The organism is Psychroflexus curvus (genome assembly GCF_020164585.1).
GTDB lineage: Bacteria > Bacteroidota > Bacteroidia > Flavobacteriales > Flavobacteriaceae > Psychroflexus > Psychroflexus curvus.
Genome location: NZ_JAIQZF010000009.1, coordinates 1 through 25,456, shown reverse-complemented (window position 1 = coordinate 25,456; position 25,456 = coordinate 1). Strand labels below are relative to the sequence as shown.

27 protein-coding genes, 1 tRNA gene and 1 pseudogene are annotated in these 25,456 nt (G+C 37.9%); 11 read left to right on the top strand and 18 right to left on the bottom strand.

The annotated features are described in order from the left end of the window. The first annotated feature begins 21 nt into the window (after nucleotides 1-21). The 3 genes and pseudogenes from LB450_RS12655 to LB450_RS12645 all read left to right on the top strand — a co-directional run bounded on the left by LB450_RS12655 (nucleotide 22) and on the right by LB450_RS12645 (nucleotide 1,327). On the top strand, nucleotides 22-624 hold the full coding sequence (locus tag LB450_RS12655; protein WP_224489465.1) for a DUF1016 N-terminal domain-containing protein: 603 nt from the start codon (nucleotides 22-24) through the stop codon (nucleotides 622-624). An 18-nt stretch (nucleotides 625-642) separates the two neighbouring features. Next, a pseudogene (locus tag LB450_RS12650) lies at nucleotides 643-1,068 on the top strand (PDDEXK nuclease domain-containing protein); the annotation flags it as partial. A 19-nt stretch (nucleotides 1,069-1,087) separates the two neighbouring features. Further along, nucleotides 1,088-1,327 (top strand): hypothetical protein, encoded by a 240-nt coding sequence (locus LB450_RS12645; protein WP_224489463.1) that lies wholly within the window; start codon nucleotides 1,088-1,090, stop codon nucleotides 1,325-1,327. Nucleotides 1,328-1,419: 92 nt separating this feature from the next. Here the strand turns inward: LB450_RS12645 and LB450_RS12640 are convergent, their stop codons facing one another. The 14 genes from LB450_RS12640 to LB450_RS12575 form a co-directional block, all read right to left on the bottom strand. Further along, a complete protein-coding gene (locus LB450_RS12640) occupies nucleotides 1,420-2,325 on the bottom strand; it encodes a DUF3078 domain-containing protein (RefSeq protein ID WP_224489462.1) in 906 nt (301 codons plus the stop codon). A gap of 80 nt (nucleotides 2,326-2,405) precedes the next feature. Further along, nucleotides 2,406-2,915 (bottom strand): DUF2480 family protein, encoded by a 510-nt coding sequence (locus tag LB450_RS12635; RefSeq protein ID WP_224489460.1) that lies wholly within the window; start codon nucleotides 2,913-2,915, stop codon nucleotides 2,406-2,408. A 3-nt stretch (nucleotides 2,916-2,918) separates the two neighbouring features. Beyond that, nucleotides 2,919-3,242, bottom strand: a complete 324-nt coding sequence (locus LB450_RS12630; protein ID WP_224453401.1) for a DUF59 domain-containing protein — start codon at nucleotides 3,240-3,242, stop codon at nucleotides 2,919-2,921. Between the two features lie 4 nt (nucleotides 3,243-3,246). Next, nucleotides 3,247-3,681 (bottom strand): SufE family protein, encoded by a 435-nt coding sequence (locus LB450_RS12625; protein ID WP_224489458.1) that lies wholly within the window; start codon nucleotides 3,679-3,681, stop codon nucleotides 3,247-3,249. A 1-nt stretch (nucleotide 3,682) separates the two neighbouring features. Beyond that, entirely contained in the window at nucleotides 3,683-4,105 is a 423-nt protein-coding gene (locus LB450_RS12620; protein ID WP_224489456.1) for an META domain-containing protein, read from the bottom strand. After that, complete coding sequence (locus LB450_RS12615; RefSeq protein ID WP_224489454.1) at nucleotides 4,102-5,340, bottom strand: aminotransferase class V-fold PLP-dependent enzyme; 1,239 nt, start codon at nucleotides 5,338-5,340, stop codon at nucleotides 4,102-4,104. The genes LB450_RS12620 and LB450_RS12615 overlap by 4 nt, the downstream gene beginning before the upstream one ends. Nucleotides 5,341-5,388: 48 nt before the next feature. After that, nucleotides 5,389-6,702, bottom strand: a complete 1,314-nt coding sequence (gene sufD, locus LB450_RS12610) for a Fe-S cluster assembly protein SufD (protein WP_224489446.1) — start codon at nucleotides 6,700-6,702, stop codon at nucleotides 5,389-5,391. Nucleotides 6,703-6,723: 21 nt separating this feature from the next. Beyond that, complete coding sequence (gene sufC / locus LB450_RS12605) at nucleotides 6,724-7,485, bottom strand: Fe-S cluster assembly ATPase SufC (RefSeq protein ID WP_224489444.1); 762 nt, start codon at nucleotides 7,483-7,485, stop codon at nucleotides 6,724-6,726. A 3-nt stretch (nucleotides 7,486-7,488) separates the two neighbouring features. Further along, the gene (locus LB450_RS12600) at nucleotides 7,489-7,872 is read right to left on the bottom strand and encodes a hypothetical protein (RefSeq protein ID WP_224489443.1); all 384 of its coding nucleotides are present in this window, start codon (nucleotides 7,870-7,872) and stop codon (nucleotides 7,489-7,491) included. A 6-nt stretch (nucleotides 7,873-7,878) separates the two neighbouring features. Continuing rightward, nucleotides 7,879-9,324, bottom strand: a complete 1,446-nt coding sequence (sufB, locus tag LB450_RS12595) for a Fe-S cluster assembly protein SufB (protein WP_224489441.1) — start codon at nucleotides 9,322-9,324, stop codon at nucleotides 7,879-7,881. Between the two features lie 109 nt (nucleotides 9,325-9,433). Then, entirely contained in the window at nucleotides 9,434-9,763 is a 330-nt protein-coding gene (locus tag LB450_RS12590; protein ID WP_224489439.1) for a HesB/IscA family protein, read from the bottom strand. Nucleotides 9,764-9,920: 157 nt separating this feature from the next. Further along, on the bottom strand, nucleotides 9,921-10,388 hold the full coding sequence (locus LB450_RS12585) for a hypothetical protein (protein ID WP_224489437.1): 468 nt from the start codon (nucleotides 10,386-10,388) through the stop codon (nucleotides 9,921-9,923). Nucleotides 10,389-10,405: 17 nt separating this feature from the next. Then, complete coding sequence (gene dprA / locus LB450_RS12580; RefSeq protein ID WP_224489436.1) at nucleotides 10,406-11,506, bottom strand: DNA-processing protein DprA; 1,101 nt, start codon at nucleotides 11,504-11,506, stop codon at nucleotides 10,406-10,408. A gap of 11 nt (nucleotides 11,507-11,517) precedes the next feature. Next, nucleotides 11,518-13,542 (bottom strand): cation:proton antiporter domain-containing protein, encoded by a 2,025-nt coding sequence (locus tag LB450_RS12575; RefSeq protein WP_224489433.1) that lies wholly within the window; start codon nucleotides 13,540-13,542, stop codon nucleotides 11,518-11,520. A 96-nt stretch (nucleotides 13,543-13,638) separates the two neighbouring features. On the opposite strand from LB450_RS12575, the gene LB450_RS12570 reads away from it, so the two are divergent. From LB450_RS12570 to LB450_RS12560, 3 genes are read left to right on the top strand one after another with little or no spacing between them, the layout of a single operon-like run. After that, nucleotides 13,639-14,499, top strand: a complete 861-nt coding sequence (locus tag LB450_RS12570; protein ID WP_224489431.1) for an MBL fold metallo-hydrolase — start codon at nucleotides 13,639-13,641, stop codon at nucleotides 14,497-14,499. 15 nt (nucleotides 14,500-14,514) lie between these two features. Further along, nucleotides 14,515-16,194, top strand: coding sequence for a S8 family peptidase (locus tag LB450_RS12565; protein ID WP_224489429.1), 1,680 nt, complete (start codon nucleotides 14,515-14,517; stop codon nucleotides 16,192-16,194). A gap of 2 nt (nucleotides 16,195-16,196) precedes the next feature. Beyond that, nucleotides 16,197-18,020 (top strand): M1 family metallopeptidase, encoded by a 1,824-nt coding sequence (locus LB450_RS12560; RefSeq protein WP_224489427.1) that lies wholly within the window; start codon nucleotides 16,197-16,199, stop codon nucleotides 18,018-18,020. A 345-nt stretch (nucleotides 18,021-18,365) separates the two neighbouring features. Here the strand turns inward: LB450_RS12560 and LB450_RS12555 are convergent, their stop codons facing one another. Then, nucleotides 18,366-19,562, bottom strand: a complete 1,197-nt coding sequence (locus LB450_RS12555) for an ABC transporter permease (RefSeq protein ID WP_224489426.1) — start codon at nucleotides 19,560-19,562, stop codon at nucleotides 18,366-18,368. Beyond that, a complete protein-coding gene (gene rbfA / locus LB450_RS12550; protein ID WP_224489424.1) occupies nucleotides 19,559-19,951 on the bottom strand; it encodes a 30S ribosome-binding factor RbfA in 393 nt (130 codons plus the stop codon). Before rbfA ends, LB450_RS12555 begins: the two co-directional genes overlap by 4 nt. Before the next feature lie 63 nt (nucleotides 19,952-20,014). On the opposite strand from rbfA, the gene mce reads away from it, so the two are divergent. From mce to LB450_RS12525, 5 genes are all read left to right on the top strand, one after another. Further along, nucleotides 20,015-20,425 (top strand): methylmalonyl-CoA epimerase, encoded by a 411-nt coding sequence (gene mce, locus LB450_RS12545; protein ID WP_224489423.1) that lies wholly within the window; start codon nucleotides 20,015-20,017, stop codon nucleotides 20,423-20,425. A gap of 65 nt (nucleotides 20,426-20,490) precedes the next feature. After that, nucleotides 20,491-20,564 (top strand) — tRNA-Ile (locus LB450_RS12540). 54 nt (nucleotides 20,565-20,618) lie between these two features. Further along, the gene (locus tag LB450_RS12535; RefSeq protein WP_224489421.1) at nucleotides 20,619-20,903 is read left to right on the top strand and encodes a GIY-YIG nuclease family protein; all 285 of its coding nucleotides are present in this window, start codon (nucleotides 20,619-20,621) and stop codon (nucleotides 20,901-20,903) included. A gap of 102 nt (nucleotides 20,904-21,005) precedes the next feature. After that, the gene (locus LB450_RS13930) at nucleotides 21,006-21,125 is read left to right on the top strand and encodes a GIY-YIG nuclease family protein (protein ID WP_224489419.1); all 120 of its coding nucleotides are present in this window, start codon (nucleotides 21,006-21,008) and stop codon (nucleotides 21,123-21,125) included. Nucleotides 21,126-21,776: 651 nt separating this feature from the next. Then, the gene (locus LB450_RS12525) at nucleotides 21,777-23,189 is read left to right on the top strand and encodes a hypothetical protein (protein ID WP_224489402.1); all 1,413 of its coding nucleotides are present in this window, start codon (nucleotides 21,777-21,779) and stop codon (nucleotides 23,187-23,189) included. Nucleotides 23,190-23,280: 91 nt separating this feature from the next. On the opposite strand, the gene LB450_RS12520 is transcribed toward LB450_RS12525, so the two are convergent. Both LB450_RS12520 and LB450_RS12515 read right to left on the bottom strand, forming a co-directional pair. Beyond that, on the bottom strand, nucleotides 23,281-23,886 hold the full coding sequence (locus LB450_RS12520; protein ID WP_224489400.1) for a DUF4136 domain-containing protein: 606 nt from the start codon (nucleotides 23,884-23,886) through the stop codon (nucleotides 23,281-23,283). Nucleotides 23,887-24,448: 562 nt separating this feature from the next. Next, on the bottom strand, nucleotides 24,449-24,997 hold the full coding sequence (locus LB450_RS12515) for an HNH endonuclease (protein WP_224489393.1): 549 nt from the start codon (nucleotides 24,995-24,997) through the stop codon (nucleotides 24,449-24,451). Nucleotides 24,998-25,456: the final 459 nt, after the last annotated feature.

Here is a 25,456-nt window from a genome sequence, read left to right as displayed (position 1 = left end):
TTCATGGATTTATATAAAATCATGAAGAACAAACCTTTAGATACTATATTCTATTCTCAAATTGTAGAATTACTACAATCTGCAAGAAATAAAGTCGTGCAGACTGTAAACCATACCAAGGTTCATACCTACTTCGAAATAGGTAGGTTGATTGTTGAAGAAGAGCAGGAAGGAAAAGACAGAGCTGAATACGGTAAACAAATTTTAAGTGGATTATCCAAAGTTCTTACTAAAGAATTCGGCAAAGGTTTCTCCACCACCAATTTGAAGCAGATGAGGCAGTTTTATCTTGCATATTCAATTGGTCAGACACTGTCTGACAATTCTAAATTTGAAATACAACAGACAGTACCTGCTACTTTCAAATTAAGCTGGTCACATTATCTGAAATTGATGCGTATTGATGATGAAAACGAAAAACAATTTTACGAAATAGAGTCAGTAAAAAACAATTGGAGCGTTAGAGAACTTGATAGACAATACGATTCAGCACTTTATACGAGACTTGTTTTGAGTAGAGATAAAGAAAAAATCAAGGAGTTATCAGAAAAAGGATTGGTCCTTATAAAGCCAAAAGATGCAATTAAAGATCCTTACATTATAGAGTTTATGGGATTGACGTAAAGATCCTCCTATACTGAAAGCGATCTAGAGCAAGGGGTAATCGGTAAACTTGAACACTTTTTACTTGAATTAGGTACTGGATTCACATTTGTTGCTAGGCAAAAAAGGATTTCTTTTGATGATAAACATTTTCATATAGGTTTAGTTTTTTACAATCGGATACTGAAATGTTTAGTACTGGTTGAGCTAAAAATTGGGGAACTTAAACATCAAGACCTTGGGCAAATGCAGATGTATGTAAATTATTATGACAGAGAAGTCCGATTGAAAGATGAAAATAAGACAATAGGAATGGTATTATGCAAAGACAAAAGCAAATCGGTAGTAGAATATACATTACCAGAAAACAATGAACAGATTTTTGCAAGTAAATACAAAACTGTTCTGCCAAGTAAAGACGAATTAAAACTTTTAATAGATGAACACAAAAATCAACGTTCATAACCACCAAGCTTAAATTTCAATGAACAGACAAATCAAATTAATCTGGGACTTCCGAGGTCCTAACGCCAAGAAAACAGCAGAACATCATGAAATTCACCTCCGGGATTTCTTGAAGATGAATGCAATGGAAAATCACATTACCGGGGTAGAACACATCAGCGAGTTTCACTTTATAGCTTTTCTTGTCGTGGAGGAAGAGCAGATTAAAGACCTAAGAGACCGCTTAAAACCTCATCGGGGACAGGTGTATTCTAGTTGAAGCTTAACTAAAGGAAAAGCCTTACAACAGCTTACAACTGTAAAAAAACCGCTAGCGTGTTGTAACGGATAGTAGGTAAGCTCCCAAAAAAATTAAAAATTATAATTGAATCCGACGCCCAACACCTCTCTGACCTGAAAACCCTGTACAGCGTTGTCATCGTAAATGGCCTGAAAGGTGAAGTTGGCTGAAATGTATTTATTCACGCTCATCACCAGATTGAGGGTGTAGTCGATATCGACGTTTTGCAGATCTTCGAGATAATTGGAATACAGTCCTAACACGTTACCAACAGTGATGTTTTCCATCAATTTGAACTTGACAAAGGCATTGACCGAGGCCCCAAATTCTGTACGGATGTTTTCACCTTGATCCAGACCAAAAAAATCGCCGTCCTCGTAACCCTGAGTAGTTGTAAACTTGCTGTTGGCAGTGATGATACGTCCTGTGACCGGCGAAATATTCACCCGTATATCATCACTGTGCTTCCACAACGCTCCCAAACCAAGTTGAGTAAAAGCAGGTGACATCAGTTGCGTCCTGAGCGTTCTGGTCTCATTCCCATCGGCATCTTCACCGAACATATAACCACTATCAAACTGTGTCCTGAAATTCACAAAAGCAGAAGTATACCATTTGGTCTCATCGATTTGTCGACCAACCGTGGAGTTGATTTCCAAACGGTCGTTCGTTTTTCTATTAAATTCCTGGTCTTTGGTTTTATTGATTCCATAATCGCCAAGAAACTTGGTATCCCAGGTGTATTTCCCTTTGTTGTAATTGATATCATAATTGACGACAACATTCGCCGAATAGTTACTGGTTCCACCCCCTTGCCATTCACTATTGAAAGCGGCCTGATTGATTAAAAACTGAAAATTCCCATCAGTGGTCCAGGTTGTATCCTTTTTGGTCGACTTGCTATCATCAGACTGAGCTGAAGCAAAAAGTGTAGCTATGAAAAAAAAAGAGGAACTTAGAAAGTAATGAAGTCTCATTTTTGAGGTTTTTAGAAAACAAATCTATGAAACCAAAAAGAGAACTATTTAAATGTTTGGTTTTTTGTAACTTTTATCAATTAGTTCTTAGGTCTCTTATAAAGCGGCACAGCAGAACAGGCTTCTCCGTACATAATGGATTTAGCCTGGGGCTGAAGCATTTGTAAAGCTAGTAAATACGCATTTTCCGGAACGGGTTTGTTTGAGCAACCTTTAATGATGACCGGCTTATCCTGGTATTCTGTAAAATCCACCTCCTGTAGTGCTTCCTGGTAAAGTAAAGAATTCAGAAATTCCAGATTTCCAAACACCACTTTTTTGGAAAAGCCATGTAAGTAGGAAGTAATTAGCAAGTATGCCCAGCCAGGGATGATGGCATCGCTTGAGCAGCGCAAAGCCACATAAGCATCCTGATACTGAGACCAGTCGTGATGTTTTAAAGCTTCCCTAAAGTCTTTTTCTTTAAGAATAATCCCTTCAAATAACCAGTCTTTGATGTCTATCAATTTTCGTTCACCGACGGGATAATAATCTTCCAGATTGAAGGTTTTAAGAGAACTTAGGGCTACTTTGTTGACGATTTCTGTCATAGATTACAGCATTCCCAATTCTAACTTCGCTTCCTCACTCATCAATTCCTGTGACCAGGCAGGATCGAAAGTCAGTTCTACTTCACACTCATTCACCCAATCCAGAGATGCTGACTTTTCTTTCACCTCTTGAGGTAAAGATTCGGCAACCGGACAGTTAGGTGAGGTTAACGTCATAAGTATTTTCACGTCATTATCTTCGTTGACAAAGACGTCGTAAATAAGACCTAATTCGTAGATATCAACAGGGATTTCCGGATCGTAAATGGTTTTTAAAACTCTTACGATGTCTTCTCCCAGTTCTTCTGTATTTCTTTCTTCAGCCATTTTCTTAAGCTTTATTATTTTGTTGACTATTGTAGGCAATAGCGTACATCTTCATTTGTTTAATCATACTCACCAACCCATTTGCTCGGGTTGGCGACAAGTGTTCTTTAAGTCCAATTTCATCAATAAAATCGGTGTTTGCATGGATGATATCTTCAGGTTTTTGACCAGAAAAAACTCTTATGAGAATAGCAATGATGCCTTTGGTGATGATAGCATCACTATCTGCTGTAAAATCGACCTGATCGTCGTCCATTTCAGCATACACCCATACTCTGCTCTGGCAACCTTTGATTATATTTTCTTCGGTTTTGTGTTCTTCAGCTATCAGCGGTAAAGACTTACCCAATTCTATCATGTACTCATAGCGCTGCATCCAGTCTTCAAACATGCTGAATTCTTCTATGATTTCTTCTTGTCTTTCTTGAATACTACTCACGTTAATCTTTCTTTTTAGCTTTGATTATAATTTCTCCTTGTTTGTTCTTTAGATGAATGGCTTCTTTTGAATTTTCAAATTGGGTCACTGAAGCCATTTTTTGAAAAAATAAATTTTCAAGTTCCATGGAATCATCACAGTACATCTTGGTAGCTCTGGCATAACCTAAATCAACTACTTTATTATCCAGCTTATAACTGTAGGTATAATTATTACATCCTGAAAATCCTGAAATCGTTGAGTTTTCTGGATTTACTTTTAAAGTTAATTTAGAATCTGAAATGTCTCTATCTCCCATTTGAGTTATCTCATAGTTTTGAGTCATCAGCTGATCTGATGTCATTTTTTGAGCTTTACAGGAGCCAAGCATCACTACAAAACCAAATAATATGAGATGGAGGTTGGCACTTATAATTCGTTTCATATTAACATGGATTTTGCTTTCTTCAAAGCAGTTATAAAAGAGTCGATTTCTTCTTTCGTATTGTAAAATGAAAAGGAAGCACGAACGGTTCCTGGTATTTTATAAAATTCCATAATAGGCTGAGCACAATGATGTCCGGTCCTTACAGCTATTCCCATTTTATCTAAAAGCGTACCTATATCATAAGGGTGAACGTCCTTGATATTAAAAGACAAAACTGCTGTTTTTTTATCTGGAGTTGTGCCATAGATTTCAACATCATCTATCTTTTGAATTTCTGAAGTAGCGTAGTTGAGCAATTCCATTTCATAAGCTGCAATCGAATCAAATCCAATTCCGTTCATATAATCCAAAGCAGCTCCGAAAGCGATTCCACCGGAAATATTTGGCGTTCCTGCTTCAAACTTATGGGGTAAACCGGCGTAAGTTGTCTTTTCAAAAGTCACTTCTGAAATCATTTCACCACCACCTTGATAGGGGGGTAACATATTCAAAAGATCTTCTTTTCCGTAAAGCATGCCAACTCCAGTTGGACCACAAATCTTGTGAGCCGAAACCGTATAATAATCGACATCCAGTGCCTGCACATCGGCCTTTAAATGAGGTGCAGCCTGAGCACCGTCTATTAAAACTTTAGCATCCACACCGTGAGCCAACTCGATAATTTCTTCAATAGGATTGATAGTTCCCAAGGCATTAGATACATGATTCACGAAAACTAACTTGGTGTTTTCATTCAAAAGTTCTTTATAGCTATCCATTTCCAATTCGCCTTTATGCGACATTGGAATGACCTTCATTTTAGAGCCTGTCTTCTGACAGAGCATTTGCCAGGGCACAATATTGGAATGGTGTTCCATTGCCGAAACCAGGATTTCATCTTCAGGTTTCAAAATAGACGCATAGCCATTCGCTACCAAATTGATACTGTGCGTGGTTCCTGCCGTTAAAATGATTTCGTGGGCAAATTCAGCATTGAAATGCTTTCTCACGGTCTCCCTTGCCCCTTCATAAGCATCGGTGGCGATTTGAGACAAAGAATGAACGCCTCTGTGAATATTGGCATTTTTAGTTTCGTAATAATCTACGATACAATTAATGACCTGCGTCGGCGTTTGCGAAGTCGCTGCATTATCAAAGTACACCAGGGGTTTTCCATTGATTTCTCTACTCAGTATAGGAAAATCCTTGCGTATTTTTTGTATGTCTAGAAGTTGTTCAGAAGTATTCGTCATGTTTCGTTTCGTTTTGTTTACTTCTAAGCAAGTTGACTGAATTGAAATTTATAAGTTGAATCCAAGTTCAACGCCAAGTTTCAATGCAATTTGTTTAGTTATTCTTTTTTTAATTTCTGGTATTTTGACACTGCTCAGGACATTATTTGCAAAGGCAAACATCAGTAGAGCTCTAGCTTCCTTTTTAGGAATACCCCGTGTTCTCAGGTAGTATAAAGCTTCGTTGTCTAGCTGACCAATAGTACAACCGTGACTACATTTTACATCATCTGCAAAAATTTCCAGCTGTGGTTTTGAGTTACAAGTCGCGGTGTCATCTATCAGGATATTGTTGTTGCTTTGGAAGGCATTCGTTTTCTGAGCAACTCTGTCTACAAGTACATTACCATTGAACACCCCTACAGATTTTTCAGAAAAAACACCCTTATAATCTTGATGACTCTCGCAGTTTGGCTGCGTATGATGAACCAGTGTATTGTGGTCTACATGCTGTTTACCTTCCAGAATAGTCACGCCTTTCAATACAGAATTACAGTTTTCCCCCTGTTGGTAAAACTTCAGATTGTTTCTTGTGATTTTACCACCTAGAGAAAAGGTGTGCATTGAGCATTTACTGTCGCGCTCCTGTTTGATATAAGTATTATCAATTAAGGATGATGTAGTTTTATCATTCTGAATTTTATAATAGTCCACCTCAGCATTTTTTTCAACATAGACCTCTGTTACCGAATTGGTTAGCACAGGATGATCTGTCAAACTTTGATGTCTTTCGATAATTTGAACGTGAGCACCTTCTTCAGCAATGATTAAATTTCTTGGCTGCACCATCAAAGCAGCTTCGTTACTTGTAAAGAAGTTGAGCACCTGAATTGGCTTCTCCGCTACTATGTTTTTCGGAATTCTGATGTAAGCACCTTCTTTGGCGAAAGCCGTATTCAATGAAGACATACTGTCTTCAGGGACAATTTTATTGAAATACTTATCAATGACAGGCTTATATTTATCTTTGTTTAAGGCAGAAGACATTAAACAAGCATCCAGTTTGTCATGCGTTGTTCTTGATAAGTGTGAAGAATAAATACCGTCTACAAACACGATGGTGTAGGTATCGATATCATGAATCAAATATTTTTTGATGTCTTTATAATCGATAGCATCTTCCTTTTTAGGAAAAATACTGTAGTCTTCTTTCAAGATAGAATTGAGCGAAGTGTACTTCCAGGCTTCCTGTTTTTTGGAAGGAAATCCTGATTGCTCAAAAAACTTTATTGCTTTATTTCGTACCTCATGAATATCGTTTTCCAAATCGACCTGCTCTTCAAAAGCAAGGTAGGAGGACATTAATTTATCTTTAAGTTCCATAGTTTTCAATCGTTTTGGTGCTTATGAAGTCATTTCTGCACGTTCCTCTTTCAGCCAGTCGTATCCTTTTTCTTCAAGCTCTTTAGCCAGGTCTTTGCCACCAGTTTTCACTATTTTACCGTCCATCAAGACATGCACTACGTCTGGAATAACATAATCCAACAAACGCTGATAGTGCGTTATCACAAGCGTAGCATTATCTTTAGTCTTCAATCTATTGACGCCGTCGGCAACAATTCGTAAAGCATCGATATCCAGACCAGAATCGGTTTCGTCCAAAATGGCCAATTTTGGCTCTAGCATTGCCATTTGGAAAATTTCATTTCTCTTTTTCTCACCACCCGAAAAACCTTCGTTAAGTGATCTGGAAAGGAATTTTCTATCCATGTCCAGCAAAGCAGATTTCTCTCTGATTTTTTTCAGCATTTCATTGGCTGGCATATCCTTTTGACCTCTGGATTTTCTCACCTGATTTATCGAAGTCTTTATAAAATTGGTCACTGAAACCCCGGGAATCTCTACTGGATACTGAAAAGACAAAAAGATACCCTTATGAGCTCTTTCATCTGGGGATAATTCAGAAATATTTGCTTTTTCAAAAAGGATATCACCCTGAGTCACTTCAAAATCTTCGTTACCTGCAATTACAGATGCAAGGGTGCTTTTTCCGGAGCCGTTAGGTCCCATAATAGCATGAACTTCACCTGGATTGATTTCAAGGTTAATTCCCTTAAGTATTTTCTCACCTTCTACGCTAGCGTGTAAATTTTTTATCTTTAACATAACTTATTCTTGTTTATTTAGTCTCAAGCTATCATCGTTGGACAATGGCTTTACTCTTATTATAGTTTGAATATCAATGACTTGTGGCCAAGCCTCTTTTTCTGGATTATCTTTAATAGCAGCTTTCAAAGTCACATCGAAAGAAGCAAATGGATCTGGATTGATATCACGAGCCTGGGCAATGAGCTGACTGGCTTTTTCATTCATGATTACTCCGTAGATTTCATCTTCCTTATTAAAAACAGCAACAGAATCCGTGTAAATAAATTCTCCTGAAATCGTATTAGATTCCGTTTTGAGAATATTTTCTTCAGCATCAGTTGTTTTTGAATCTGACTTACAAGACCCTAAAATCACTAAACTCATCACTAAAAGAAACTTTCTCATAACTTCTTATCCAACTGAACCTTCTAATGAAATTTCAAGTAATTTTTGAGCTTCAACTGCAAATTCCATCGGCAACTTATTCAATACTTCTTTACTAAATCCATTCACGATAAGTGCAATGGCTTTTTCAGTATCAATCCCCCGTTGATTGCAATAGAAGATTTGATCTTCGCCAATTTTACTGGTCGTTGCCTCATGCTCTACCTGAGCAGTTTTATTTTTAGCTTCTATATAAGGGAAGGTGTGTGCTCCACACTTATTCCCCATCAGCAAAGAATCACACTGAGAGAAATTTCTCGCGTTATCAGCGCGTTTATTGATTTGCACCAAACCTCTGTAACTGTTTTGAGATTTCCCTGCTGAAATACCTTTTGAAATAATTGTACTTTTGGTGTTTTTACCAAGATGAATCATCTTGGTTCCTGTGTCTGCCTGCTGAAAATTGTTGGTTACAGCAATAGAGTAAAATTCACCTGTAGAATTATCTCCTTTTAAAATACAGCTCGGATATTTCCAGGTCACTGCAGATCCTGTCTCAACTTGCGTCCAGCTTATCTTTGCATTTTTCTCGCACAATCCGCGTTTGGTGACAAAATTGTAAACCCCGCCTTTTCCTTCTTTGTTTCCTGGATACCAGTTTTGAACCGTAGAATATTTAATTTCAGCATTATCCATAGCAACAAGTTCTACGACCGCTGCATGCAACTGATTTTCATCACGAGAAGGAGCAGTACAACCTTCCAAATAACTTACATAACTGGAATCTTCAGCAATCACAAGAGTTCTTTCAAACTGACCTGTTCCTGCCTGATTAATTCTAAAATAGGTTGACAATTCCATGGGACATCTCACTCCTTTTGGAATGTAACAGAACGAACCATCACTAAATACTGCTGAATTTAAAGCAGCAAAGTAATTGTCTGAAGTAGGAACGACACTCCCAATGTATTTTTTGACAAGTTCCGGATGTTCCTTAATCGCTTCTGAAATAGAGCAAAAAATAATTCCTTTTTCGGCTAAAGTCTTTTTAAATGTTGTCGTTACAGAAACTGAATCCATAACCACATCCATCGCCACACCTGCTAATTTCTTTTGTTCATCTATGGAAATACCCAGCTTTTTAAAGGTATCCAGCATTTCTGGATCTACCTCATCTAAACTGTCGTACTTAGGTTTTGTACTAGGCGCTGAATAGTATGAAATCGCTTGATAATTTGGTTTTTCATAACCGATATTTGCCCAGTTTGGCTCTTTCATGGTTAGCCAATGCCTGTAAGCCTCCAGCCTCCATTGGGTCATCCAATCTGGTTCTCCTTTCTTTTTTGAAATACCTATAACCACATCTTCGTTCAGTCCGGGAGGAAACGTATCCGCTTCCATCTCTGTATAAAAACCGTACTCGTATTCTTTGTTTTGAAGTTCTTTCTCAAGTTCTTGCTCTGTATAAGCCATAATCTTTTGTTTTAATCCCTCATTGAGGGTCTAAGTTCACGATCTTCTAAATCGAAATTTTAAAATATCTTACCTACCTTCTTCACAGGCTTGCCTCGACACAATTTGATTATAGTGAAAAACTCTCACCACAACCACATGTTCTCTGTGCATTAGGATTGTTAAATACAAATCCTTTACCGTTCAATCCTCCAGAATATTCCAGAGTCGTACCTATTAAATATAAAAAACTACTTTTATTGATGACGAGTTTAACCTCGTTATCCTCGAAAACTTTATCTTCATCCTGTTGAGCTTGATCAAAATTCAGCTCGTAAGACAAACCTGAACATCCACCACTTTTAACTCCAACTCTCACAAAATGATCCCTGGTATTAAAGCCATCTTCAGCCATCAAGTTGACAATCTTTTGCTTTGCTGTATCACTAACTCTGATCATGCTATATAAATTTAATCTAAATTAGAAACAAATATAGGATTAATGAATTATCTGGGCATATCACTTAACAAAATTATTTAGAATAATTATCATTAGTGTTTTTTTAAGCTAAAAAAAACCAGCCGAAGCTGGTTTGAATTTCTGATAATAATATACGTTATTCAGCTAATAGCGCCTGGGCGTTTTCAATAGCATCAGCTATAGCTTTTCGCATTTCCTCAGCAGATTTATACTGAACGTTCAACATTTCCTGCTTAGCCTTAATACTGTCTTTATCTTGAGTTGCTAAACCGGTATTAATTTCAGTTCTTGAAAATGTGGTACTGAAATTTTCCATCCAGGACATCATAAGATCATGAGAATTCTTCAAATCTGCGATGGCTTTGTCATATAACTCAACCTTTTCTGTATTCACTTCTTCAGCCTCCTGCATTTTTTCTTTTTCAGTTTCAAGCCTTGAAATCATACTATTGATTTCACTCAATTTAGGCATCACTTCATCATGAATTTTAATAGTCTCTTTCATTTGAGCATCAAAAGCTTTGGCGTCTTCAGACTGTTCTTGTTGACACGAAGAAGCTATCACTAAAACGGCAAGACTTAAAATTTTAAAAAAGGTTTTCATCGGTTTGTTTTTTGGGTTTAAATTATTTCAAATTGTTTACCTGGTAAGGGCCTCACACATCCAGATAATTCTAAATTCATCAGGATAGACGCCAACTTATAAGTGGGTAAATTACAGGCCAAAGATAAAGTATCAATCTCAGCTTTACCAATTTCCTTAAGTTTTTCAAAAACTAGTTTTTCTTCACCCTGAAGATTTACAAAAAGTTGTGTCTGCTTATTCCCTTTTTTTGTCTCGATATCCCAGTTGAGAAAATAAACCACGTCAGCTGCACTGGTTATCATCTGCGCTTTTTGCTGTTTAATAAGCATATTACAGCCCTTGCTGAATTTATCCTGGGGGCGTCCTGGAATGGCGAAAACTTCTCTGTCGTAAGAATGAGCTATGTCGGCTGTGACGAGAGAACCTCCTTTTTCGGCGCTTTCTATCACTATGGTCGCCTCACTAAGTCCTGCTACGATTCTATTTCTACTTAAAAAATTCTTTCGGTCAAAAGTAGCATCACTGCAAAAATCTGTAAAAAATCCGCCATTATTTTCAATAGCAGCCGCATACTTTTGATGCACTTTGGGGTAAATTTGGTCGAGTCCGTGAGCCAGACAGGCAATAGTTTGCAGGTTATGATCTAAGGCGGCTTTATGCGCGACAATATCGGTTCCGTAAGCCAGGCCAGACACAATCACAGGCTTCAACGGAGCTAGATCACTAATGAGCTGCTCACAAACGGCAATGCCGTGACTGGTGATTTGACGCGTTCCCACAATGCTTAAAATCGGTTTGTTTTTAAGATTGATATTCCCTCTGGAAAAAAGTAAAATCGGGCTATCTATGCACTGCTTGAGTCTGGAAGGATAGTTTTCATCCTGATAGTAATGCACGTCAATATTATTCTTCTGGATGAATTCCAGTTCTTTTTCAGCTTCTTTTAAAAAGGCTGAATTCTTAAGACTTTGTAAGCGTTTTTTACCAATGCCATCTATTTCTGATAACTGCCTGGTGTTAGCTTGAAATAAATTCGTGGCACTCCCAAAATGTTGCAGCAATTTCTTTGCATTGATATGTCCTATGCCCGACAGGTTTTGTAACATCAATAGATTAAGAAATTCCTGTTCCTGCATGTTGAGCTAGATTAAGACCCCTTTTTATCTTCTATATCTTCTTTGCTTTCGCTTTGGTCACTACCTTTTTTGTCTTCAGCTTCTATATTTTCATCTTTTATTTCCTGCTCCTCCCTTTGTTCCTTATCCTCTTTATCTTCATTTTCGTCTCTCTCTATTTTTTTATCTCCGCCTTCCTCTTTAATAGACTGGTCTTCAACCACCATCTTAGAGGGCTCTTTTTCAAAAGACTTTCCGAGATAAACCAATTTAGATTCAGACTCCACTTCAATATCTTTAGTGTTATTTGGCAAGATCTCGAGTTGACCTTCAGAATTTTTGATAAAGAGCGGTATAATTTCAGGCTCCACCTTGCTTATTTCAATCAGGCCTTCAAAATGTTCATGAGAATTAAGCGCTATTTCATGAATTTCAGGATACTTTCTCGTCAGATTTACCAATTTAATGTAGTCATCGGTTTGAGAGAATAAGCCATCATCCGGATTGTTTTCCGGGTCTTCCATTTCTTCTGAAGAAATTACTCGGTAGGTTCCCTGCTCACCAAATTGCTTGGAAAAATTTTCAATAGCTTTTTTATTTACAGCTGTGTTTCCCGTCAATGCCATAAGGTATCCAACATCACTTAGTTCAACATTGTCTATTAAATCATCTGAATAAATATTGGCATTGATAGCGTCCAGCCCCATACTTTTAGCTTTATCAATATTGCTTTTGTTGTTATCAACAATCACGACATGCCTGTCATTATCTTTGAGGTATTTGGCGATTATTCTTGAAAAAGAGGACGAACCTACAATTAAAATACCTTGAGAATCTTTCAAAAACACACCCACTAACTTCGCAAAGGGTCTGGCGGTAGTTGCATTTAACAAAACGGTTCCCAGAACAATTATAAAGACTAGAGGCGTAATTAATTCAGCATTAGGCACATCCTGCTCTACGAGTTTAAGCCCAAAAAGGGATGCCACACCAGCCGCTACAATACCACGAGGTCCTACCCAGCTGATAAAAAGCTTTTCATTGGTTTGTAGGGTAGAGTTATAACTGCTTAAGAAAACACCTAAAGGCCTGACTAAAAATACGACGACCGCAAAAAGAATTAAGGTCTCCCAGTTGATCACCAGTAGTAAATTTTCTAAATTAATATTAGCCGCCAGCAAGATAAAAAGGATTGAAATCAGTAATACACTCAGTGATTCTTTAAAATAAAGCAGGTCTTTTAAATTTGGCAGGTTGGTATTTCCCATGATAATCCCCATGATAACCACAGCAAGAAGTCCACTTTCGTGCGCAAAGTGATCTGCCAGAACAAATACACCTAAAACCGCTGCAAGTGTAACCACATTTAATAAATAATGCGGGATTACTTTGGACTTGATAGCAACGGCTAAGGCTTTGGCAAACGTAAAGCCAAACGTAAATCCAAAAAGCACGATTTTACCAAACTCTATTAATACCGTAGAAGTCACTGCTTCTCCTCCTCCTGCTGAAATAAACTCAAACACCAATACAGCTACCAAAGCACCTATAGGATCGATTAAAATTCCTTCCCATTTTAAAATCGTTGACACATCCTTCTTCAAAGGGATATTCCTCAGAATGGGGGTAATCACTGTTGGACCGGTTACAATGATAAGTCCTGAGAACAGAAGGGAAATTTGCCAGCTCAATCCAAGAATCCAATGTGCTGCCATACCTGCTCCTATAAAAGTGATGACGACAGCAACAGTAATCAATTTGACGATCACTGGCCCCACGTGGAGAATTTCACCGCGCCTTAAAGTAAGCCCCCCTTCAAAAAGAATGATACCTATGGCAAGGGAAACGAAGTAAAACAAACTCTCTCCTGGAAACAACCCAGATTCACCATTCCATATAGGCTCTATCAATTTGGAACCATCTTCGGTATATAAAGTAGCTAAGGGACCTACCAAAAGCCCTATAAGAATGAGAGGCAAAATTGCTGGAATTTTGAATCGCCATGCAAACCATTGAGCCAAAATTCCTAATATTATAATTCCTGCGAGTTCTATCATAAAAGCTTAAATTTGAGTCGTTAAAAATAGTATAATCTAAAAGACTCGAATTCCAAAGTTAAGACTCTTTTAGTATTTTGCTCTAAAATATAATTTATGAATTTATATCCCATCGAAACCGGTCATTTTAAGTTAGACGGCGGAGCCATGTTTGGCGTTGTCCCAAAAACGCTTTGGCAACGCACCAATCCTGCAGATGACAATAACATGATAGACATCGCAGCCACGAGTTTATTGATAGAAAACGGCAAGCAACTCATTCTAATAGATACGGGTTTAGGAAATAAACAAAGTGAGAAATTTTTTAGTCATTATCACAGATGGGGCAAACATTCTATTGACAATTCACTAAAAAAGCATGGATTCCATAGAGATGATATCACAGATGTCTTCCTTACCCATCTGCATTTTGACCACTGCGGAGGAGCGATACAATGGAATAAAGACAAAACTGGCTACGAACCTGCTTTTAAAAACGCAAAGTTTTGGACCAACCGAGAACATTGGGATTGGGCTATAAACCCAAACGCCAGGGAAAAAGCTTCTTTTCTGAAGGAAAACCTGCTCCCAATGCAAGACTCTGGACAGCTGAATTTTCTGGACAGAACAGAATATCGACATTTTTATAAGAACTTAGGTTTTGAAGTTCTCTTTGTAGACGGGCATACCGACAAACAAATGATTCCTATTATAGACTACCAGGATAAGAAATTAGTTTTTGCTGCAGATTTACTGCCAACGGCAGGGCACATTCCACTACCTTATGTGATGGGATTTGACACCCGACCTTTAAAAACCCTGAACGAGAAAAAACTTTTTTTAGAAGAAGCTGTTGACAACGAGTATTATTTATTTCTCGAACACGATGCTCACAATGAAATCATCAATTTGAAAGACACGGAAAAAGGCGCCAAACTCAACTCCACCTTCGCTTTCAATGAACTTTTTACTCATTAAAAATAATTTAATTCTATGAATACTAAATTTTTCAAACCAGGAGGTTTGTGCCTACTGACGTCATTTTTTTTAATCGGTTGTGCCAGCGGGCCTAAAATCAATTCAGAACCCATTCCCAGCTTACAAAATGCAAATGAAAAAACTGTTGAGCTCACAGAAGATGAGCTTCAGTACTGGGGAAGCAAAGATTTGCTTACCGATACTATTCCAGGTATGAGTGTAGATAGAGCCTATCAGGAACTCATCAAAGATTATGAAGGCAAGACTGTAATTGTTGCCATTTTAGACAGCGGTATCGATATTGAACACGAAGACTTAGAAGGGATCATCTGGACCAATATCGATGAAATTCCAGACAACGGAATCGATGATGACGGCAATGGCTTTGTAGATGATATTCACGGCTGGAATTTTCTGGGTGATGTCGTTGAAGAAAACCTTGAATTTACCAGAATTGTAAGAGACTACAAAGATGAATTTGAAGGAAAGCTGGTTAATGAAATAGATGTAGATAATTTAGAAGATTTCAAATTATACAAAGCAGCTAAAGCTAAATATGATGAAGAAATCAATAGCACACAAAACAGCATCAACAGATATGTCATGATGAATAATCAGTTACAGGAAGCAGAAGAGAGCTTGAAAATTGCACTGGACACCAAAGAGCTGACTATTGAAAATGTGACGACCTTTGAACCGGAAGATGACATAGCTGTCAATCAAAAAATGCTTTTGCTTAATGTGATGAATAATATTGATGAAGATCTTCAGAACATTCAAGACCAGCTGGCAGAAGCCATGACCTATTTTGGCGAAAAAACCAAATATCATCTCAATTTAGATTTGAATGCCAGAGCAAGAATACTCGGTGATGATGCTGATGATTTTTCAACCAAAATCTATGGCAACAACCAAGTAAGCGGCCCTACCGAAGATAAAGAAGACGCAAAGCACGGCACACATGTGGCAGGAATTGTAGCTGCCAACAGAGCAAATGACAAAGGCATAAAAGGCGTAGCAAAAAATACGTTAATCATGCCGATAAGAGCTGTACCAGACGGAGATGAGTATGATAAGGATATCGCTTTAGGAATTCGCTATGCAGTAGATAATGGGGCCAGCATCATCAACACCTCCTTTGGAAAGTATTTTTCCACACATCCGGAATGGGTGATGGAGGCTATTGAATATGCTGAAGAAAATGATGTATTGATTGTAAATGCTGCCGGAAACGAAGGCATTGATCTTGACGAGAAACGCGTTTATCCCAACGATGAGACTCCTGAAAACCCGGCTAATTTTGTCGATAATTTTATCAACATCGGCTCTGTCACTTCTGAATACGGAGGTAATCTCGTCTCTGGATTTTCAAATTATGGGGAAAACAGCGTGGATGTTTTTGCACCTGGCTCCTCCATTTATGCCACTACTCCTCTGAATACGTATGAGTTTTTACAAGGCACTTCCATGGCGGCACCAAATGTTACAGGAGTGGCAGCCATGATAAGGTCACTATACCCTAAGCTAAGTGCAGCTCAGGTCAAACAAGTTCTGATGGATTCTGGCCTTAGCACAGATCAAGAAGTTATTCTTGGAGGTAATCCACAAGAGACCAAAGCATTTGATGAGATTTCAGTCTCAGGAAAAATGGTAAATATGTATAATGCTATTATATTAGCTTCTAAAATTAAATAAACATGTTAAAAAACACATTTACATTACTTTTATTGATTTCAATATCAACACTATTCAGTCAAAACAACACGAATTACTGGCAGCAATATGCCAATTACGACATGGATATAGATTTTGACGACACCAACTACCAATATGACGGAGATCAAAAACTGGTTTATTCCAACAATTCTCCAGATACCTTAACCAGGGTTTTTTATCATATGTACTTCAATGCCTTCCAACCTGGAAGTGAAATGGACGTAAGGTCGAGAACCATTCAGGATCCAGATTCCAGAGTGGGAGATCGTATTTCCAAACTCAGTGAAGATGAAATTGGCTTTATGAGAGCTACCTCCTTAACACAGGATGGAGTAGCTTTAGATTATGAGCTTGTAGGTACCGTTTTGGAAGTAGAGCTGAACAAACCCATTTTACCTGGTGACTCCTCAACTTTTTCTATGGAGTTTGAAGGTCAGGTCCCAGTGCAAATCAGAAGATCGGGGAGAAATAATGCCGAAGGTGTGGAATTATCCATGACACAATGGTATCCTAAAATGGCTGAGTACGACTTTGAAGGCTGGCATGCCGATCCTTATATCGGCAGAGAGTTTCACGGCGTTTGGGCAGACTTTGATGTAAAAATCACCATAGATAAAGATTTTATCTTAGGCGGTTCTGGCTACATCCAAAACCCAAATGAAGTAGGCTACGGCTATGAAGATGTAGGCGTAGATGTAAAGCGAAGAGGAAAAAAATTGACCTGGCACTTTATAGCTCCGGATGTTCACGATTTTGCCTGGGCTGCAGATAAAGATTACATCCATGATACGGTCACTGGAAATGACGGAACAACACTTCATTTTTTGTATAAAGACAATGAAAACACTAAAGATAACTGGAAAAATTTACAATCTAAAACCGTAGAGCTTTTAGACTATTTCAACGAGCACATCGGACCCTATCCCTATAATCAATATTCAGTGATTCAAGGTGGAGATGGCGGTATGGAATATGCCATGTGTACTTTGATTACGGGTGAAAGAGAATTTGGAAGCTTAGTAGGCGTTACTGCTCACGAAATGGCACATGCCTGGTTTCAACATATCTTAGCAACCGATGAAGCTCAGCATGAGTGGATGGACGAAGGCTTTACGTCTTATATTTCCGGCCTGGCCATGAATGAAGTGATGGGTCAAAATAGAATAAATCCTACAGCAGGAAGTTACAGAGGCTATGTAAGTCTTGCAAATTCTGGATACGAGCAACCACAGACCACTCACGCCGATCGCTATGAGTACAATCAGGCTTATGGTACGTCTGCCTACTCTAAAGGGGCTGTGTTTTTAGGTCAGCTTGGCTATTTAATCGGTAAAGAAAATTTACAGCAAGTCTTAAACAGATATTTTGATGAATGGAAGTTTAAACATCCGACACCTAATGATTTTATTCGCGTAGCCGAAAAAGTAAGCGGTGCTGAATTGAGCTGGTACCTCAACGACTGGACCAGAACCACCAACACTATCGATTATGGTATAAAAGAGGTCAACACTGCTCAGGGAACAACGAACATCACTCTGGAAAGAATTGGGCTTACGCCAATGCCACTGGAAGTGAAAGTAGATTACAAAGGCGGAACTTCTGAAACCTTTTATATTCCTTTGAGAATCATGAGATGGGAAAAACCTAATGCAGGAACTGTTGTAGAAGACTGGGCCTGGGCCTATCCAACTTATGATTTAGTCATTTCCAGCACACGCTATGGAGTTGAAAAAATTGAAATCGATCCTTCAGGCTACATGGCTGATGTAAATCGAGATAACAACGTTTTAGTTCTGGAAGAATAAGTTCTTTATGCTTTTAAAAAGTAATCCAACTGATGCTGAAAGCTAATTTTCAGCATCAGTTTTTTTTATGGAAATCTTTAGGCTAAATAAGGGATTAAAAATTGACACACCCTCCTTAATCCTCCCTCTAGAGAGGAAATATTAGCTGGGATCATCGCCTTAGAGGGGGGTACAGGGGTTGTTTTTTGGTAAATTCTGAAGTTTGCTTTTTTAGATCTTTAAAATAAAACAATGATTTTAAATGTTTAAAATAGACTGATTAGTTACAAGTATTATAATTATATAGGATAACCATATCAAACCTGCCTGCGTTTACTTGGAAGGCAGAATCAGCAAAAAGGAAACTTAACGAAGGGAGCGTTTTACAGTTTGTGAAGAGATATAGGAAGCCAGGAAACCTAAGCTGGAGATTGTCAAAAAGACAATCAAAACGTTGATGAATTCCAGCTTCACAGGATAAGCTAAACTCGGTGTAATCATAATCCATTCAAAATAAAGCTGAGACAACACCACCAGAACCCCCAGCAAAAGACCTACTACCCCTCCTGCTACACTCATCAGGCCGCCCTGAAAGAAAAATATGCGCTGAATTTCGGTCTTAGTAAGCCCTAAATTCAAAAGGGTTTTAGAATTCTGCTGTTTTTCTAACACCGCCATAATGATAGAGCCAATCACATTGAATAAAGCAATAATGATGACCAGAGTAAAAATTAAATACACCGCCAGATTTTCTGTATTCAGCATTTTATAAAGACTGTCATTCAACTGAATCCTGTCTTTGACCTCTACTTTCTGTTTAAAAATAGCTTCCAAATCATTTCTTACTGAAAATAAATCTGCTGAAGGTGATACCTTCACTTCCAAAGCAGAGACTTCATTTTCACTGAGTTGAAGTAAATTTCGGGCAAAACCGATATCTGTGAACACATATTTTTTGTCCAATTCTTCGTTGATGGAATAAATGCCAACAACCGTGGCATTAGCAGCCCTAAAGGCATCTTTCACGTTCAAAATCTGGCCTTTGCCAGGCTTGGGCACATACAAGCTCAATAGGCCTGAATAATCCCGAACACCCGCAGATAGTTTTCTGGACAAGTCATTACCTAAAACAACCTGGTAGGCGTCTTCTTCCAGCCACTGCCCTAAGAAAACAGCGTTTTTAATCTCAGAGATAGCTGGAAATGTAGTATCGACACCTTTTATAAAAGCAGGTGTGTTTTTGGATTTGAAACTCAACAGGACCCGCTCTTCGATGACTTCGGAATACAAGGCAATGTCTTTGTGTTTTTGAAGCTGTGCCTTCTGAAACGAATCCACCTTAAAATATTTTCCTGACGCAGGAAGTACTTTGAGATCGGGGTCAAATTTATTGGTAAACGAAAGGCTGAATTCTTTGAGACCTGCAAAAGCAGATAAAACGACGAAAAGCGACAAAGCCCCCGCAATAACGCCTACGGAAGCAATCCAGGTAATAATATTTATAGCCGTGTTAGAACTTTTGGAAAAGAGATAACGCTTGGCGATGTAAAAGGAGACGTTCAATTTTTCTTGCGCTTGTCTATCAGGTCAGGGTTTTTAATCGGATCGTTTTTACCTTTAAACGCTTGTTCTAAATCGTTGATGTATTCAATGGAATCATCATTGAAAAACGTCAGCTCAGGCATACGTCGCAGTTGATGCTTGGTTCTTTGAGCAACTTCATGCTTGATTTTAGATTTTTTACCACGTATTTCTTCCACAATCTGTTCTGATTTTTCTGACGGAAAAATACTCAGATGCACTCTGGCCTGAAGTAAATCTGGGGTGACTCTAACTTTGGTCACCGATATGATTAAATTTTGAGTCCCCGCTGCTTTTAGCTCCAGTTGAATAACTTCAGCTAAATCTTTTTGGAGAATTCCTGCAATTTTCTTTTGTCTGTTTGATTCCATACTGCAAAGTTAGAATAAATATATAAATGCTAGTTTTGTGGTAAAACTTTGTGATACGATCTTATGATTAAAAAAATTGAACACATCGGCATAGCGGTTAAGGATCTCGAACACGCCACCAAAACCTATCAAGCCTTGCTCAATGTAGCTCCTTACAAAACAGAAACGGTAGAGCGCGAAGGTGTAAAAACAGTGTTCTTCGAGTGTGGCGACAGCAAAATAGAACTCCTGGGTGCTACTCGTGAAGACAGCCCTGTAGGAAAATATTTGAGCACACAAAAAGAAGGCATCCACCACATCGCTTTTTTTGTAGATGATCTTAAAGCTGAGATGAAACGGCTGCAAAACGAAGGCTTTCAGTTGCTTAGCGAAGAACCCAAAGCTGGAGCAGACGACAAATCCATCGTTTTTCTTCATCCCAAAAGCAATCATGGGGTGCTTGTGGAATTGTGTGAAGACCAAAGTCAATTTTAATTCAAGAATTATTTTGGCTGATAGTAAACTTATACTTATTTTTGCCGTCCTAAACAATCAGCATCGGTCCCATAGCTCAGCTGGTTAGAGCACCTGACTCATAATCAGGTGGCCCTTGGTTCGAGTCCAAGTGGGACCACTAGTAAAGAAAAACCACTTATTTCGTATAGGTGGTTTTTAAGTTTATAACGACATGCATTGGGTTTATATCATACACTCCCCTTCTACTGACAACTATTATATTGGTGAAGCATCAGATTTAAAAAGAAGAATAGAGTGGCACAATAATCATCAATTTAAAAATGCTTCAACTGCTTTTGCATCCGACTGGGAACTCTTCTTCTCAATTACTGTTGAAAATATATCGATTGCTAGAAAAATAGAAGCTCACATCAAAAGAATGAAAAGCAAAAAATACTATCATAATCTTAAAACTTATCCAGATATAGTAAAAAGATTAATTGAAAAATATTCGTAATCAGGTGGCCCATGCCCCGATAGCTATCGGGGCGAGCCAAGTGGGACCACTAATAAAGAAAAACCACTTATCTTGTATAGGTGGTTTTAAGTTTATAACGATATGCATTGGGTTTACATCATACATTCCCCTTCAAAAGACAACTATTATATTGGTGAAGCATCAGATTTAAAAAGAAGAATAGAATGGCACAATAATCATCAATTTAAAAATGACCCATAGCCCCATAGAAGTAAATCCAACAACAAAATCTAAAACTAATTTTACTGATGAACATGTAGAAGATTGCTAAACGCAGGATTTATTAAAATATGAAGTTGGTGTTGAAAATATTTTTTTGACGAAAATTGTAAATCCAACTCAAAATAGTTCGCCTTTAAGCCTATTGACTCAACTCTAGTAAACAAAAGCAACTAACTCTTCCTTCCGAAAACTATCGGAATATCGGAACAGGCAGTCCTTGATTCCCACCCAAATTTTTTAAGAAGTTAATCTTGAGTCTTAAACCCGGAAGGTTGTAAAATGATACAATTTTTTAAAACCCCTTATGAAAAACTTTTTCTTTGTCTAAAGATTGTCCTTTTTGATATGCTGGAAAAAAAACCTCCTGTGGACGAGCTTGTTTTGAGCTTGTAACCTTCTCACCTACACCTTTTAAAGAAAAATTATTTCCTGAAATTTTTCAATTCTAAAATGAAATAACAAGAGAATTCGTTTAAATAATAGTAACTTACATCATCAATTATAATTAGTTTTATTAGGCATTTAAAATTCTCAGATAGCATTCTCTTTTTAACACTGAATATTTTACTGATAATGTTTTATATATGCTCATAAAAAGTACAAATAGGATTACCGTCAATACATAAATTTATGAAATCAATAATAAGTACAGTATTTGTTTTTTTAGGCCTTTTCTTAGGCCAAGCACAGGTTGGCATCGGTACCACCACTCCAGATCTCACCTCTATGTTAGAAATCAAATCGGATACGGCTGGAGTACTGATTCCGAGAATGACATTAACACTTAGAGATGCGATCACAACTCCTGCAGATGGATTACAAATTTACAACACCACCAACAATACCTTAGACATCTATAGCAATAGCAGCTGGAAATCCTTTGCCTATTCTCCAGATTCCAATCTTGTGTATGTGTATTCACTTAGTGATTTGCCTACTCCAGTAAGTGGTGCTATTAATCTCGATGAGACCAAAATGTACGTATTTTCAGGTGCTGTTGATATTACTCCCAATTATATAAACATCAATGGCGCTGGCCTTAGAGGTACCGATCCACAAAAAGATCGGGTAATTTCTGCTGTGTCTGGGGCTGTCTTGAGAAGCAACAATACTGATGTATATATAAAAGAATTAGCCGTAGTCCCTGCAAGTACTGCCACTCAAGCCTATGATTTCACAGGAGGTCCATCAAATTTCTGTAATATCTTTTCAGGATCCTCAGTGGTGGGAGATGGAACATCTCTAGGGGTTGGAACTATTTCAGGGTTCAATGCGATTACAATCCTTCAAAACTATTGGAATACCGCCAATGGCGTAAAAATAGGAGGCACTGTTGGAAAATTTACCTCAGGTTATAATTTTATAGTCGATATAAACAATGGAGCCGGTATAGAACTTTTACCTGGTCTTGATGCTAACGATATAGATATAGCCAATAATTATTTTATTTATACTGGCAAAATTGGCTTAAAAGTAAATTCTACTGCAGATGTGGACAGAGGCCGGTTAACCACCAATATGTTTAGGGGGGTAGGGACGCCTCTAGATGGTATAACCTCTGCCGAAATAGGCTGGAGCATGTTACAAAACACAGATATACCAGACTCGAAAGCGATTGGTTTTGTCTATTTTAATGGTAATACTACACCAACAGAATTTACGAATACCACTGATTTTGTAAAAGTCGCAGGTGCTACCACTGCTGCATTTGAACAAAGGTATACAGCTAGCAACAACAGGCTTACTTATGAAGGCAGGAGACCTATAGTAGCTAACATCATTGCAACTATAAATGCAACATCACCAGCAAATGGTTCCAGTTATACTATTGGAATTTCTAAAAATGGAGGAGCTCCAACTCAAATTATAAATACTTTGTCAGATATAGGAAACAATAATAAGTTTCAACTATCAATAAATACCGAGATAAGTTTAGACAGTAATGATTTAAATCCTAATGATTATATCGAAGTTTTTATTCGTTCAAATGCAGGAACTACTGATTTAATAGTTGATGGGTTACAGTTTAATGCTACCAATTAAACGTAATTTTAAAAAAGGTAACATATTCAGTATTCAAATAAAAAAGACGGCCAATCGAGGCCGTCTTTTTTTGAATGCAATTGGTGAATGCTTAGTTATTTAATGGATAGGCTTGAAAAATATCTCTTATTAATTCCTGGACTACTTCGGTTTTAGATTTATCCATGATAGGCTCAGACGTAATTCCTTTCCAAACCGATTGCTTGGTTTCCCTGTCAATCAGGTCTATAACTACAGTGCCTTTTTTATAGGAGTAAGTATCTGTGGTATAACCTATAACGCCACCGGGGTAATACCAGTCATACCATCCTCTGTAGTAAAAAGGCTGGTAAAAAGGACTTACCGGAGTGCTGGCTACAGCGTCTATATAAGGGTAATTCGCATAAACCGGTTCTGCTTCTCTTCCGGTTTCAAGATCAGTTGTAATGCTAATCAGAACTAGTAAATCCGGGTTGTCCCTGTCTAAAGTATATCCGGTAATTTTCATTTGATCATTAATCGTTTCAATGATAAATGAATTCAGAAAATCGGTTTGCACCGCAGAATTGCGTATTTCTATGGAGGCATTTGGCAAATAAGCGAAGGTTTCATATTGGCTTAAGTCAGCTTTATTTGGTCTTACCGTTTGAACGTTTGATCCGCAACTCACAAGTAACAAACCTAAAATAGCCGGTAATATGGTTTTAAAAAATTTCATAATTAGTGTTTTATTGATTTAAACTTATGCCAATTTAAAAGTTTAAAGTGTAATAAAATCTAACGAGAGAACTTTAAAAGGAGTTTAACGGAGGCTCCCCATATCTTAATATAATTTATGATGTGCTAATAGTATGAACACACAAGAAAATAGATGGGTTGTGATAACTAAACATTTGCAAAGCCTAAAAACTGAAGCTGAATTCAAATATCAACGCTGATTAAGAGGCTACACATGGAGTTCTTCTGTCTCATTTTATTTCTCTGTTGAGAACCTCTCTTTTACCAGGCTAAACTATGCATCAGTAAATCTTGGCAACCAAAACGCTTAACGTTTATGATCGTAGTTGTTCAGGCAGCCGCAGGTGATATAAGCTTTAAGACAGAATCAAGTCAGCTACTGTCTGCTTCACTTTGAAATGTAATCATCAGGTTGCGAACTCAAACCTTTTACAGTTCCGGGAAACACAATTAGTCTGATTCACCAACTTTAAAGTCCTAAAATCTGCGAGAATCCGTTTAGACCACATTCCAGTCTGGGTTGATTTTGAGTTTAAATAAGCTTAATAATCAGTCACAGAGCCCCAGTTCTCTCCGCTTTTGATGCGGTACAGCTGCATTTCTGAAATGCCAAATTGCCTGGCTATCATCTTCATCCGGGTGCGGCGATTGGGATCGTTGATCTTACGCTTAATCAGCCTGACCTGAGGTTCGGTAAGCTTGGAATAGGTTCTTTTTTTAGGACGATTTATATAGTCCGGATTGCTAAACTGGTGTTCCTCTTTTTCTTTTTTGGTAGCCCACTTTAGGTTGTCCACCTTATTGTTGAGCTTATTGTAGTCGAGATGAATCACATAAATTCCCTCTCCTTTTTCCAAAAAATGCTCAGCAACCAGTTTATGCACGTAGCGGCTGGTTGATTTTTTGTTCAGTTCCTGTTTTAAAGGCAACGTCTGGTAGCCATTGATGAAAGATTCATTCACTAACACCTCATCCTTACCTTTGCAGTTGAGCATTCTGCCGTAATTGGAAATTTTATACTTCTCGAAGGTGGCAATTTTGTCGTCAAAGACAACGTCTTTCCATTGTTCATTGTAATAATTACGAATCATGAGCTTTTGATTTTGAGACTTTGTTCAATAGGATGAAGCCGTTCCGAATCAAAATGAATCAGTAAATTATGATACGCAATATAAACGATTTATTTATTTCTTGAAATAAAATCCTATCTTATCCTTATCCCCCTCCTTGGGAGGGCTTAGGGGAGGAAAATCCCGTCTTCCCAAAGGGAAGAAGCTTTTATTCGTTTCCTTTAAGCATGCTGGAGTTGTCCCCCTCCTTGGGAGGGGCTAGGGGAGGAAAATCCCATCCCTCCCGAAGCTTCGGGATTCCCTCATATGTTTGATTTCGTTTTCAAAAAATATTATTTCCACTTGTTTCCCTCGAGATACTGTGTAAAAACACAAGCAATCTTAAGTTTTTTTCATATTTTTATTCTTTAGGAAGTTATCTGACTATCCTGCGACGGGGCTACGGTCTCGTCTTTTTTTTGTCCAATCATAAGTTGGATC